Below are 12,514 nucleotides of genomic sequence, written 5' to 3'. Positions count from 1 at the left end.
CGTCCACCAACCACGAAAAGGAGCAAAACGATGAACACCAACATGACCCGCAGCCCGAACCTTGGGCTGTACGCGGTCGCAGCCGCCATCGCCATCGTCGGCGCACTCTGGGTCGGCGTCCCCGCCGGCACCCTCGCCTTCGTCGGCATCGCCCTCATCTGCCCGCTGGTGATGATGGTGATGATGGGCGGAATGATGGGGATGCACCACGGCGGCAGCAACGACAGCAGCACGAAGTCGCACGACCGGCACCCTCAGGACCGCTGAGGCCGTCATGACCGCCCAGGCCACACCCCGCCCCGCCGGCCACGCCGCATCTACGGCGGCTGGTCGGCCGCTGATGACCGCGTCCGGTGTCGAGAAGTCGTACCGGCGCGGCATGTGGCCGGCCCGGCACGCCCAGGCGGTCCTCAAAGGCGCCAACCTCGAGCTGCTCCCGGGTGAGGTGGTCGGTCTGGTCGGGGAGAACGGGTCGGGGAAGTCCACGCTGATGAAGGTCCTCGTCGGTGAACTCGCCCCGGACGCCGGCACCGTGGAGCACGTCGGACGGCTCGGCTACTGCCCGCAAGAGCCGGTCGTGTACGAACGCCTGACGTGCGATGAGCACTTCGAGCTGTTCGGGCACGCCTACCGGATGAACCCGGCCGACGAGCACACGTCGCGTCGCCGGCTCTACGAAACGCTGGGGTTCACCCGCTACGCCGGCACGCGCGCCGACCAGCTCTCCGGCGGCACCCTGTCCAAGCTCAACCTCGGCCTCGCGCTGCTCGCCGACCCCGAAGTGCTGCTCCTCGACGAGCCGTACGCCGGGTTCGACTTCGACACCTACCTGCGGTTCTGGGACCTCGTCGCCGAACGCCGGGCCGCGGGTCGCAGTGTGCTCAGCATCAGCCACTTCGTCGTCGACGAGCACCGCTTCGACCGCATCGTCCAGCTGCACGACGGCACCACCCACGACCGGCCACCCCGGGTCGGCGCACCCCAGCCCGCCACACCCGCACCCGGCACCGTGTGAGCACCCGATGAGCACCGCACCCGCCTCCGTTGCTGGGACCGTCGATGCCGGCCGCGGGCTGCTGGTGCGCCGCTTCATCGTCGAGGCAGCCCGCAACCGCGTCACCCTCGGCCTGCTCGTCGTCGTCCCGGTCGTGTTCGTCGCCATCGTGGGCGGTGTCATCACCGACGCCGGTGAGCTCCTCGGCGGCCAGGGTGGACCTCAGGCCGAGACGACCACGGCCGGCTGGACGGCCGGGTTCGTTGCCGCGGTCGCGATGTACTTCCAGGTCCGCTCCGCCCGCGCCGCCGACCAGCGCCTCGTCCTGGCGGGACTACCCGCGGCACGCCTGGTCCTGGCACGCATGACGACCGGAGCCGCGCTCGCGGTGGTGGCCGCCACCGCGTCCTACCTGACGCTCGTGGTCCGCGTCGGTGGCCTCGACCACCCCGCCCGAGTCGCCGCGGCCACCGTGATGTTCGCGGTCATCTACCTGGCCCTCGGCGCCCTCATCGGCGCCCTGGTGGCCAACCCGGTCAACGGCACGGTGCTCGTCCTGTTCGTCTGGCTCGTCGACGTCGTCTTCGGGCCCGCGTTCCGGCCCGCCGACACCCTCGTGTCCAAGGTCTTCCCGACCCACTACCTGAGCCTGTGGATGATGGACGAGCCGTCCGGTCACGCGGGCGGGCCGGGCGACCTGGGCTGGGCGCTCATCTGGACGGTCGTCGCGGTCGCAGTCAGCTGGACGGTCGTCGCGACCACCAGTCGCACCGCGCGGACCCACGCCCGCACCAGCTCGGGCTCGGCCCGCGGCCAGCTGGCCGTGGGCACCCGGATGGGACTGAGGGAGGTCGGCCGCAACCGGGTGCTGTGGGCGCTCCTGGTCGCTGTCCCGGGCCTGTTCGTCGCCCTGTCCGCCTTCACCACGCCCGAGGGCTACGAGATGATGATGGTCCGCGAAGCCGGCCGGAACGTCGCCGCGACGTTCTGGTTCCCGGACACGCACCCGGGTCTGATGGCGCCCATCTCGGTCGGAGCGCTGGCTGCCGTCGTGAGGATGTTCACCGCGCTCGGTGCACGCGCCGCGGACCGCCGGCTCGCCCTCGCGGGGTTCCACCCGGTCAGCCTGCTCACGTCCCGGCTCCTCGTCGTGGCCGTGCTGGCCGTCGTCGTCACCGCCGCCTCGCTCGCGGTCACCGCGCTGTTCTTCGAGCCCAGCCAGTGGGCCCCGTACGTGCTCGCCAACCTCCTCATCGCCCTCACCTATGCCCTCGTCGGCGTCCTGGTCGGCTGGCTCTTCGGCCGCGTCGGCGGCGTCCTCGTCGCGTTCCTCCTCCCGTTCCTCGACCTCGCCATCGAGCAGAGCCCCATGCTCAACCCCGAGCTCTCCACCCTGGCGCACCTCCTGCCGGGGTACGGAGCCAGCCGAGTCCTCTACGACGCCGCCCTCACTAGCAGCTTCGACGAGACCGGCTCGCTGCTCATCGCGCTCGGCTGGCTCGCGGTGCTTGCCGGTCTCGTTGCCGGCCTGCTGGGCCGGCTCGTCCGACCTGCTCGCCGCCAGCGTCAGCGCGGCCTTCGCCCTCGAGCAGCAGCCCCGATCTGACGACTTCACGGACCAAACCGCAGCGTGCCTCCATGACGCTGCACCAGCCCCCATCACCATCACCAACATGATCCGGGCTAACATCACGTTTTGTGATGACTGAGACCACGAGCTCGCCACGCACGCACGCTGGCTTCACCGTCGCCGCGTGCCTGTTCCACGGGTTCTCCGACCCCACCCGCCTCGCCATCCTGCAGCGCCTCAGTGAGGGCGAACAACGCGTCGTCGACCTCGTCAACCACCTGGGCCTCCCGCAGAGCTCGTGCTCGAAGCACCTGGCCTGCCTCAAGGACTGCGGCCTGGTCACCTCCCGCGCGCAGGGCCGTGCGTCGGTGTACTCGCTCACCCACCCCGAGCTGCTGCACCGGCTCTTCGCCAGCGCCGACGAGCTGCTCGACGCCACGGGTGAGGCCGTCGCGCTGTGCGACAACTACGGCGCTCTAACGCTGCACCCGACCGTTCCCTCGGCTGAGGAGACCGCATGACGACCCACGGCCACACCTCGACGCAGCCCAAGCACACCCACCCCGTGCTGACCGGCGACGACCGAGCACGGCTCGGGCGCCGCGCGCAGCTCCTGGCCGCGGCGTCGGTGACCTACAACGTCGTCGAGGCCATCATCGCCATCACCGCCGGCATCGTCGCGGGCTCCGTCGCGCTCGTCGGGTTCGGCCTCGACTCCATCGTTGAAGTCTCCAGCGGCCTGATCATCCTGTGGCAGTTCCGCCACCGCATGCCCGAGAGCCGCGAACGCCAGGCGCTTCGCCTGATGGCGTTCTCGTTCTTCGCGCTCGCCGCGTACGTGACCTTCGAGTCCGTGCGGGCACTGCTCGGCGACCACAACCCCGACGACTCCCCGGTCGGCATCGGGCTGGCCATCGCGTCGCTGGCCATCATGCCGTTCCTGTCGTGGGCGCAACGCCGCACCGGCAAGGCCCTCGGCTCGAACGCGGTCGTCGCGGACTCCACCCAGACGCTGCTGTGCACCTACCTCTCGGCCGTGCTCCTCGTCGGGCTGCTACTGAACGCGACGCTCGGGTGGTCGTGGGCCGACCCCATCGCCGGTCTCGTCATCGCCGCGGTCGCGGTCAAGGAAGGCCGCGAAGCATTGCGCGGCGAAGGCTGCTGCGGCGCCATCGGCTCCACCCGCCACGGCAGCGACCAGGAGGACGCCGCGTGCGGGTGCAGCTCCGACGAGGGCTGCAGCGACGACTGCTGTGCGCCCGCCGTTGACGCAGGCAATCAGCAGACAGCAAACCTCGACGTGTTTGAGATCGCCAGCCAGCGACCACGCCTGACATGAAGTCGACCGGTGACTGTCGCGCTCAACTTCCACCCAACGTGTCTGAGCCGGCGTCTAGCGCGATTCGTCAGCATCTAGGGCGTGTCTCTTAAGTCGCGAGCCAGATGGTGATGGCTCGTAGGACGACCGCTCCTCGGTAGACGGTTGCGAGCTTGTCGTAGCGGGTGGCGATCCCGCGCCATTGCTTGTGGTCGTTGAAGGACCGTTCGATGACGTTGCGTCCCTTGTAGGTCTTGGCGTCGAAGCCTGGAGGCCTGCCGCCCGCGGATCCGCGGTTCTTGCGGTGCCGGATCTGATCGGAGGGCTGCGGGATCACGGCTTTGATCCCGCGGGTGCGGAGCTCGGTCCGGATCGCGCGGGAGGAGTACGCCTTGTCGCCCAGCAGTGCATCGGGGCGGGTCCGGGGACGGCCTGGTCCGAGGCGCTTGATCGCGAGCTGTGCCAGCATCGGTTTCAGCATTGGCGAGTCGCCGGCTTGGCCGGGCGTCAGGTTGACCACGAGTGGTCGTCCGCGGCCGTCGACGAGTTGATGGATCTTCGTCGACAAGCCTCCGCGAGAACGGCCCAGGGCGTGATCGGGTGGTTCTTCCCGCGGATTCTTGTAGTTCGAATCAGCCCCCTGTGTCGTGCTTGGCGCGGCGGCCGGCGGGCTCCTCGACGCGGCGCAGGGTGGTGGCGTGCTGGTGGGCGCGGTTGATGGTGGAGTCCACGCTGACCATCCAGTCGATGTCGCCTGCGGCGTCTGCCTCGGCGAGGAGGCGGGCGTGGATCTTGTCCCATGTGCCGTCGGTGGAGAAGCGGTGGTGGCGCTTCCACACCGTTTGCCATGGCCCGAAGGATGACGGGAGATCGCGCCATGCGATGCCGGTGCGGAAGCGGTAGATCACGCCCTCGACGACCTGGCGGTGGTCGCGGAAGGGCCGGGACTTCACGCCGTCCGTCGACGGCATGAACGGCGCGATCCGCTCCCACTGAGCGTCGGTCAGGACCCGTTCGCGAGACATGACCGCATCAAAACAGCCCTACCAGCCCGGACTTGGGAGACACGCCCTAGGCGGGTTCGGACAGGGCAGCCATCCGACGCCGGAACTCGTCTTCGTCGATCTCGCCCGCCGCGAACCGCCGCCGCAGGATCAGTGCTGCCTCGGACGATCCGGTAGTAGCGCCGGGTGACGAGCCGGCCGAGTCGCGTCCAGAAGGGCGTCCCGGACTTCGCAGAAACACCACGAGCAGTGCCACGGCCAACCCAACGAGCACCAACAGCAGAACGAGCATGGCGAACCAGCCGAAGCCGTACCCGTCGTGCATCTCGTTGTAGTCGCCCCACATCGCACTCACCTCGCTCGACGGCCTTGTCACCTCGCTTCTACTTCATCAGGCGGGGGGCCTCTCGCGGCTGTGCCGGATGGGTCTCGTCCGTAGGGTCGAAAGGCCCGACTTCTGGCAGCGAACCGACGCCGGCGTTGAAGGGACCTCGACCAACTCTTGCATCCTGTACCCGGGTACAGGCTTACCGTGGGCCCATGGACCAGAGCACCAGCGGCGACGCCCCCGGCACCGGGTTGGCATGGGCCGACGTCGAGGCATGCACCCTCCCAACCGCCGATCGGCCGCTACGCGTCGCGGAGTTCGACGACCTGTTCACCACGTCGCTGCTCTCGATCAACCAGCCCAGCGACACGTACGCGCACTTGGTGTTGACCGGCAACAACGAGCTCGCGCACCGCGCCCGCCAGCTCTCCGAAGCGGAGACCGCCTGCTGCTCGTTCTTCACCTTCACCGTCGGCGAGCCCCAACCCGGCCACGTGAGCCTGGACATCGAGGTGCCGCCCGCACACGCCAACGTCCTCACAGGACTCCTCGACCGCGCCCGCGCCGTGCTGGCCGCAGCATCATGAGCGCCCCCGAGGCCCAGACGCCCGGGGGAGGGGTCGCCGACACGGCAGGGATGCGTCGCGGTCAAGTCGCGGCCGCCGCCGGCCTCAACATCGAGACGCTGCGCTACTACGAACGCCGCGGCCTCCTCGCCACCCCCGACCGCAGCCCGGGAGGACACCGGCTCTACCCACCCGAGACCGTCACCGTGCTCAGGGTCATCAAGGCCGCCCAACGCCTCGGATTCACCCTCGACGAGATCTCCGACCTGCTCGAGCTCGGCCGGCACCGCCACGGAAGGCGCATCGACGCCGGACTCCAGCAACGCGCCCGCACCAAGCTCGTCGAAGTCGAGGAACGCATCGCCGACCTCACCGCCATCCGCGACAACCTCACCGCCGCACTCGACGCCGGCTGCGACGACCTCCTGGCCTGCGCGTCATCGCAGTGCTGCCCGATCCCGTTCGAGGCCATCACCCTCCACCCCGACAGCGCGCACGCACCCGCGACGAGCAGCCGGGCGAGCTCGAGGACGCACCGATGACCGAGGCCCCCGACGCCGACAGCGGCGCCACGGGCGACCGGCCCGGCAACCATCACCTCGTCGGCGCCGCAGCAGCCGCCTGTGCCGTGTGCTGCGCAGCTCCCATTGTCGGGTTCCTCGGTGTGGCCGGCTTCGCCGCCACAGCGGTCACGCTCGTGTTCGCCGGTGTCGTGTTCGCCTTCGTCGTCGGCCTGCTCACTGTCGCCGCGGTGCTCACCCGCCGTGCGCGCGTGCGACGCATGTCCTGCGCGCCAACCGACCCAACCGCCAGCGTCCCTGAGCTCGTCGAGCTCGGACCCACGCGCACCACCGACGACGCCTGACCACTAGCTCGAACCAGAGCTCCAGACTCGACCACAGCGCGGCCGTCGCCACGCGGCCGCACTCTGGTTGGGAGACTGCACGCATGACCGTCGCGAAGTCCCTGCTCCTGTTCGCCCTCGCAGCCGTCGCCGAAATCGGCGGCGCCTGGCTCGTGTGGCAGGGCGTTCGCGAACACCGCGGCTGGCTGTGGGTCGGCGCCGGCGTCATCGCACTCGGCCTGTACGGGTTCGTCGCCACGCTCCAGCCCGACGCGAACTTCGGCCGCATCCTCGCCGCGTACGGCGGCGTGTTCGTCGCGGGTTCCCTGGCGTGGGGCATGGTCATGGACGGGTTCCGGCCCGACCGCTACGACATTGTCGGAGCGCTCGTGTGCCTGGTCGGGGTCGCCGTCATCATGTACGCGCCGCGACCCGTCTGACCGGTTCGCAGGACCCCAGGCAGCGCTTGATCTACCGCAGGCCGCCAGCGGCGGCGTGCTCGACCTCGCCTTGGGTTTCAGGCTCCAACAGCTTGTGACGCCACGGGAACACCCACCGGAACAGGCTCACGCCGGGACGGCGGCACCAGCAGTCTTCCGGACATCCGCAACACCTCGCTCCGAGAGCTTCCGCAACGCGAGTGCCCCCGGCTACCGCGACGTACGCCCCGACCACGACGAGGAGACCCTTCCTCACGACAACGCCTCCACGAGCTGCTCGACCTCCGGTGAGCCCCTCAGGCCAGCCGGCGTGGGGTACATGCGGCACGACAGTCCGACCTGTTCGCCGCCAGTGACGAACGGGTCTCGTCCGTTGATGCGGATGCTGGGAGAGCCGATGAAACCCAGCTCGCCGGCCTGCTCAGGGGTCTCGACGCACCGCCGGTGCACTGTGACGTCATCCCGGCCCGCCAGAGAGAGCGCCTCCTGGAGGCGCTGGTCGGCGACCTGCCAGTTCGGGCACCCGTCGAAGTACAACAGCTCGACCTGCACGTAGAGCTCCTCATCGGCTTGAGCTGGAGACGGCTTGGGTTTGTCTCCGGACCTCCACTGTCCCACCTGGGTGCCGAGTCGACACCCCTCGCCGGCAACGGTGCGTGGTTGCTGTTCTCAGGGGGTTCCGCAGGCGGGAGACTGCCTCATGGTGTCGCAAGAGCCGGTCGACCGGGCGAGCATCCACGCCGAGCTGGAGCGGGTGCGCACCGACCTGCACCAACTCGTCTCTCGCGCCACCCCGGACGATCTACGCCGACGAACGAACGGGACCCGGTGGACGAACGGTCAGATGCTGTGGCACATGGCGTTCGGGTACCTGCTCGTCCGTCGGCTGCTTCCGCTGGTGCGACTCCTCGGACAGCTACCGGACCCGTTCAGCCGCACCTTCGCCGCCACCTTGAACGCGGGCACACGACCCTTCCATCACATCAACTACGCGGGTGCTGTCGGAGGCGCCCTGGTCTTCCACGGTCCTCGGCTGACGCGTCAGTTCGACCGCACCATCGACCGGCTTCATCGACGCCTGGACGCCGAGTCCGACGCGGCGATGGCCCGTGGGATGCACTTCCCGGTCGACTGGGACCCGTTCTTCCAGGAGACGATGACGCTCGAGCAGGTCTACCGCTACGCGACGCAGCACTACGACTTCCACCGCGCGCAGCCGGCTTGGTGGCGACAACGGCCATGTGGGGCAACGACGTCACCGACACCTGGCCGCCCCTTCGCCGTCTGCTCCGATGTCAGGGTGGGGCGCAAGACCTCCGACGACGCCGACCTCTCCACCGTCGACCTGACCGAGCCTGCCACCACGAACGCCGCGACCCTCGCCGCACGGATGGGCGTCGGACGCCACTCGTCCCCGCGGATGACCGTCGTCTTCGCGACCTACCAGTCCATCGACGTCGTCGCCGAGGCGCAGCGGCTCGGCGTACCCGGCTTCGACCTCGTCATCTGCGACGAAGCCCACCGCACCACTGGCGTCACCCTCGCCGGACAGGACGAGTCCCACTTCGTCAAGGTCCACGACGGCGACTACCTCAAGGCCGACCGACGGCTCTACATGACCGCCACACCCCGCGTCTTCGGCGACGCCATCCGCAAGAAGGCCACCGACGCCGAAGCCCTCCTCGCCGACATGAGCGACGAGACGATCTTCGGCCCCGAGCTGCACCGGCTCGGCTTCGGCGACGCCGTCGAGGCCGACCTGCTCACCGACTACAAGGTGCTCGTCCTCTCCGTGGACGAGTCCTACGTCGCCGAGCACTTCCAGTCCGCCATGGCTCAGTCCGGCGAGATCGCCCTCGGCGACGCCGCCAAGCTCATAGGCTGCTGGAACGGTCTGCGCAAGCACTTCGGCCCTGCGGACGTCGCCGGCGATGAAGCCCCGATGCGGCGCGCTGTCGCCTTCGCGAAGGACATCAAGGCCTCGAAGCTCGCGGCCGGCTCCTTCCCGGTCATGGTGGACCGCGCCCGGCAGGACGAGACCGACGACCGCGCCGACCTGCGCGTCGAGGCCCGCCACGTCGACGGCACCATGGGCATCCACGAGCGCAACACCCACCTCGCCTGGCTCAAGGAGGAGCCGCCCGCCGACGCCTGCCGGGTCCTCACCAACGCCCGCTGCCTCTCCGAGGGCGTCGACGTACCCGCGCTGGACGCGGTGCTCTTCCTGACGCCTCGCGGCTCACAGGTCGACGTCGTCCAGTCCGTCGGCCGGGTCATGCGCAAGGCGCCGGGGAAGCAGCTCGGCTACATCGTCCTGCCGATCGTTGTGCCCTCCGGCGTCGCGCCGGAGGAGGCACTGCGGGACAACGAGCGCTACAAGGTCGTGTGGCAGGTCCTCCAGGCCCTGCGCTCCCACGACGAGCGCTTTCACGCGATGATCAACCAGATCGAGCTCAACAAGCGCAAGCCCGACCGGCTCAGCATCATCGACGTCACCCCGCGTCCCGGCCGTGCCGAGCAGTCGGCAGAGCCCGAGAGCGAGCAGCTCGCCCTCGACTACGGCTTCGACGGCTTCCGCGACGCCATGTACGCCCGCATCGTGCAGAAGGTCGGCGAGCGGAAGTACTGGGAGACCTGGGCCAAGGACGTCGCCGACATCGCGCAAGCCCACATCACCCGCATCAACGGCCTCCTGAAGGATCCCGAGTCCAACCCCGCCAAGGAGTTCGAGGAGTTCCTCGCCGGCCTCCGCGGCAACCTCAACGAGGGCATCACCCGCGACGAGGCCATCGAGATGCTCGCCCAGCACCTCATCACCCGACCCATCTTCGAGGTCCTCTTCGACGACTTCGACTTCACCGCGCACAACCCCGTTGCCCGGACCATGGAGCTCATGCTCGCCTCCCTCGACGAGCACAACCTCGCAGCCGAACGTCGAAGCTCGACCGCTTCTACGACTCCGTACGCCGACGCGCCGACGGCCTGGACAACGCCCACGCCAAGCAGCGCGTCATCGTCGAGCTCTACGACCGCTTCTTCTCCGCCGCCTTCTCGCGCACAGTCGACCGGCTCGGCATCGTCTACACGCCCGTCGAGATCGTCGACTTCATCCTGCAGTCCGCCGACCAGGTCCTCCGTGCCGAGTTCGGCCAAGGCCTCACCGACCGCGGCGTTCATGTTCTCGATGGCTTCGCCGGCACCGGCACGTTCCTCACCCGGCTGCTGATGTCCGACCTCATCGAGCCCCACGACCTCGCCCGCAAGTACGCCTACGAGCTCCACGCCAACGAGATGGTGCTCTTGGCCTACTACATCGCGGCCGTGAACATCGAGACGATCTACGCCGACATCCGCCGCGAGCTCGCCCCGGTGCTGGGGGAGGAGCAAGACGACTACGGCGACGCCGTGCCGACCTACGAGCCCTTCCCCGGGCTCGTCCTCACCGACACCTTCCAGTCCTACGAGGACGGCGACCGCGACGACCTCCACATCTTCCCAGAGAACAACGAGCGCATCGCCCGCCAGCGGGCCCTACCCATCACCGTGATCGTGGGCAACCCGCCGTACTCGGTGGGGCAGGACTCCGCGAACGACGACAACGCCAACCAGGCTTACCCGACCATCGACGCGGCCATCCGGGACACCTACGCGGCCCGCTCAACGGCGACCAACAAGAACTCGCTCTACGACTCCTACATCCGCGCCATCAAGTGGGCCTCGCTACGCATCCAAGATCGTGGCGTCATCGCCTTCGTGACCAACGGCGGCTGGCTCGACGCCAACACCGCCGACGGTATGAGGCTCAGCTTGGCTGAGGAGTTCTCCGCCATCCATGTCCTCAACTTGCGCGGCAACCAGCGCACCGCCGGAGAGCAGAGTCGCAGAGAGGGCGGCAAGGTGTTCGGCGGAGGCTCTCGCGCCACCGTCGCCGTCACGGTGCTGGTCAAGAACCCCCGAGCCACAGGTCCGGCCCGGGTGCACTACACCGACATCGGCGACTACCTCACCCGCGAGGAGAAGCTCGCGAAGGTCGAAGCTGCCCAGACCTTGGAGGGCCTTGCACGGGTGGTCCTGACCCCCAACGCGCATGGCGACTGGGTCAGTCAGAGGGCTGACGACTTCAACGCGTTCATGCCGGCCGGAGACGCGTCGGAGGTAGCAGTCTTTGCGGACTACGGTCCCGGTCTGCAAACGAACCGTGACGCCTGGGTCTACAACGCAAGTCGGGACGAGATCGTGCGGAACATGACCCGCGCTGTCGACGCGTACGCAGCTGCGCTAGGAGGGGAGCGCACCAACGACTCCGAGCGGATCAAGTGGTCGTCATCGCTGGAGTCTCGGCTGAAGCGTGGCGAGAAGATCGACCTCGAACCAGGATCGACCATCAGAGCTGTGTACCGACCGTTCGAGAAGACATGGGTCTACTCCGATCGTCGCTGGATTCACCGCCAGGGCGCGATGAGGCGGGTCTACCCGACTCCCTCCCACCCCAACCGAGGCTTCTACGCACTCAACCCGGGCGCAGAGAAGCCCTTCTCGACCTTCGCCAGCAACGGGGTCGTCGACCTAGCGCTGTACGGGTCCAACGCTGGGCAGTACTTCGCGCGCTGGACCTGGGAGCCGGTAGCAGACGAAGGCGCACTGGACTTTGGAGCTGCGGACGTCGATGAGGTCGATGGATACCGTCGTAGGGACAACATCACCGACGAGGCTCTGCGGCGCTGGCAGGCGGCGTACGGGGACGCGTGGACCAAGGACGAGGTGTTCTTCTACGTCTACGGCCTGCTGCACTCGCCGGACTACCGCGAGCGCTACGCCGCCGACCTGAAGAAGATGCTCCCGCGCATCCCGCTCGTGGCCACCTCCGAGCAGGCGAGGGCATACGCCGGGGCCGGGCGGGTGCTGAGCGGCCTGCACATCGGCTACGAGTCGGTGGAGCCCTACCCGCTCGCCGGCCTCGAGGTGGGGGCCGCCGGCGACCCCTACGACTTCTACGCCGTGGGCGCGAAGAAGATGACCTTCGGCAAGGCCTCGGCAGAGCAGAAGGCTGCGGGCGAGAGATACGACCGGACGGTCATCCACTACAACGACCGGATCACCCTGTCGGGCATCCCGGGGGAGGCGTACCGCTACCAGCTCGGCGCGCGGTCGGCCGTCGAGTGGGTCATCGACCGCTACTGGGTCAAGACCGACAAGCCGTCCGGCATCGTCAACGACCCAAACGACTGGTCGAAAGAGGTCGGCGACCCGCGCTACATCCTGGACCTCCTCGCGCGGGTGGTCACGGTCAGCGTCGAGACGATGAAGATCGTTGACGCGCTGCCCGCACTCGTGGTCGCCGAGGATCAGCGCGCGTCCGGCTGACGCCGCGGCCGGTGTCGGTGGTTGTGACTAGGTTCGCCGCACGGTCGGGACAGCAGGTGTCGGCCATGACGGAGGGAACGATCACC

General features: G+C 68.7%; 13 protein-coding genes and 1 pseudogene. 11 read left to right on the top strand and 3 right to left on the bottom strand.

The window, feature by feature from the left end; all coding sequences use genetic code 11:
• Positions 1-30 precede the first annotated feature (30 nt).
• From KDN32_RS14160 to KDN32_RS14140, 5 genes are all read left to right on the top strand, one after another.
• A complete protein-coding gene (locus tag KDN32_RS14160; protein ID WP_211732891.1) occupies positions 31-267 on the top strand; it encodes a DUF2933 domain-containing protein in 237 nt (78 codons plus the stop codon).
• Between the two features lie 7 nt (positions 268-274).
• Positions 275-1,015, top strand: a complete 741-nt coding sequence (locus KDN32_RS14155; protein WP_211732890.1) for an ATP-binding cassette domain-containing protein — start codon at positions 275-277, stop codon at positions 1,013-1,015.
• Positions 1,016-1,022: 7 nt separating this feature from the next.
• Entirely contained in the window at positions 1,023-2,600 is a 1,578-nt protein-coding gene (locus KDN32_RS14150) for an ABC transporter permease (RefSeq protein ID WP_211732889.1), read from the top strand.
• A gap of 95 nt (positions 2,601-2,695) precedes the next feature.
• Complete coding sequence (locus KDN32_RS14145; RefSeq protein WP_211732888.1) at positions 2,696-3,085, top strand: ArsR/SmtB family transcription factor; 390 nt, start codon at positions 2,696-2,698, stop codon at positions 3,083-3,085.
• Positions 3,082-3,903, top strand: coding sequence for a cation diffusion facilitator family transporter (locus KDN32_RS14140; RefSeq protein ID WP_211732887.1), 822 nt, complete (start codon positions 3,082-3,084; stop codon positions 3,901-3,903). Before KDN32_RS14145 ends, KDN32_RS14140 begins: the two co-directional genes overlap by 4 nt.
• Before the next feature lie 88 nt (positions 3,904-3,991).
• On the opposite strand, the pseudogene KDN32_RS14135 reads toward KDN32_RS14140, so the two are convergent.
• Together KDN32_RS14135 and KDN32_RS14130 are read right to left on the bottom strand one after the other, a co-directional pair.
• Positions 3,992-4,907, bottom strand: a pseudogene (locus tag KDN32_RS14135) (IS5 family transposase).
• A gap of 46 nt (positions 4,908-4,953) precedes the next feature.
• On the bottom strand, positions 4,954-5,232 hold the full coding sequence (locus KDN32_RS14130; protein WP_211732886.1) for an SHOCT domain-containing protein: 279 nt from the start codon (positions 5,230-5,232) through the stop codon (positions 4,954-4,956).
• 194 nt (positions 5,233-5,426) lie between these two features.
• On the opposite strand from KDN32_RS14130, the gene KDN32_RS14125 reads away from it, so the two are divergent.
• The 4 genes from KDN32_RS14125 to KDN32_RS14110 all read left to right on the top strand — a co-directional run bounded on the left by KDN32_RS14125 (position 5,427) and on the right by KDN32_RS14110 (position 7,064).
• Positions 5,427-5,801, top strand: a complete 375-nt coding sequence (locus tag KDN32_RS14125; protein ID WP_211732885.1) for a hypothetical protein — start codon at positions 5,427-5,429, stop codon at positions 5,799-5,801.
• A complete protein-coding gene (locus KDN32_RS14120; RefSeq protein WP_249217058.1) occupies positions 5,798-6,322 on the top strand; it encodes a MerR family transcriptional regulator in 525 nt (174 codons plus the stop codon). Before KDN32_RS14125 ends, KDN32_RS14120 begins: the two co-directional genes overlap by 4 nt.
• Complete coding sequence (locus KDN32_RS14115) at positions 6,319-6,645, top strand: hypothetical protein (protein WP_211732884.1); 327 nt, start codon at positions 6,319-6,321, stop codon at positions 6,643-6,645. The genes KDN32_RS14120 and KDN32_RS14115 overlap by 4 nt, the downstream gene beginning before the upstream one ends.
• Before the next feature lie 83 nt (positions 6,646-6,728).
• On the top strand, positions 6,729-7,064 hold the full coding sequence (locus KDN32_RS14110) for a YnfA family protein (protein WP_211732883.1): 336 nt from the start codon (positions 6,729-6,731) through the stop codon (positions 7,062-7,064).
• A gap of 252 nt (positions 7,065-7,316) precedes the next feature.
• On the opposite strand, the gene KDN32_RS14105 is transcribed toward KDN32_RS14110, so the two are convergent.
• Positions 7,317-7,616 carry a DF family (seleno)protein gene (locus tag KDN32_RS14105; RefSeq protein WP_211732882.1) on the bottom strand — a complete coding sequence of 100 codons (300 nt, stop codon included), beginning with the start codon at positions 7,614-7,616 and terminating at the stop codon, positions 7,317-7,319.
• Between the two features lie 148 nt (positions 7,617-7,764).
• Here KDN32_RS14105 and KDN32_RS14100 point away from each other — a divergent pair, with 148 nt between their 5' ends.
• Both KDN32_RS14100 and KDN32_RS14095 read left to right on the top strand, forming a co-directional pair.
• Positions 7,765-10,290, top strand: a complete 2,526-nt coding sequence (locus KDN32_RS14100; RefSeq protein WP_211732881.1) for a DinB family protein — start codon at positions 7,765-7,767, stop codon at positions 10,288-10,290.
• Positions 10,290-12,428 carry a type ISP restriction/modification enzyme gene (locus KDN32_RS14095; protein ID WP_211732880.1) on the top strand — a complete coding sequence of 713 codons (2,139 nt, stop codon included), beginning with the start codon at positions 10,290-10,292 and terminating at the stop codon, positions 12,426-12,428. The genes KDN32_RS14100 and KDN32_RS14095 overlap by 1 nt, the downstream gene beginning before the upstream one ends.
• Positions 12,429-12,514: the final 86 nt, after the last annotated feature.

The organism is Nocardioides palaemonis (genome assembly GCF_018275325.1).
Classification (GTDB): domain Bacteria; phylum Actinomycetota; class Actinomycetes; order Propionibacteriales; family Nocardioidaceae; genus Nocardioides; species Nocardioides palaemonis.
This window is presented reverse-complemented; position numbering and strand designations above follow the sequence as displayed.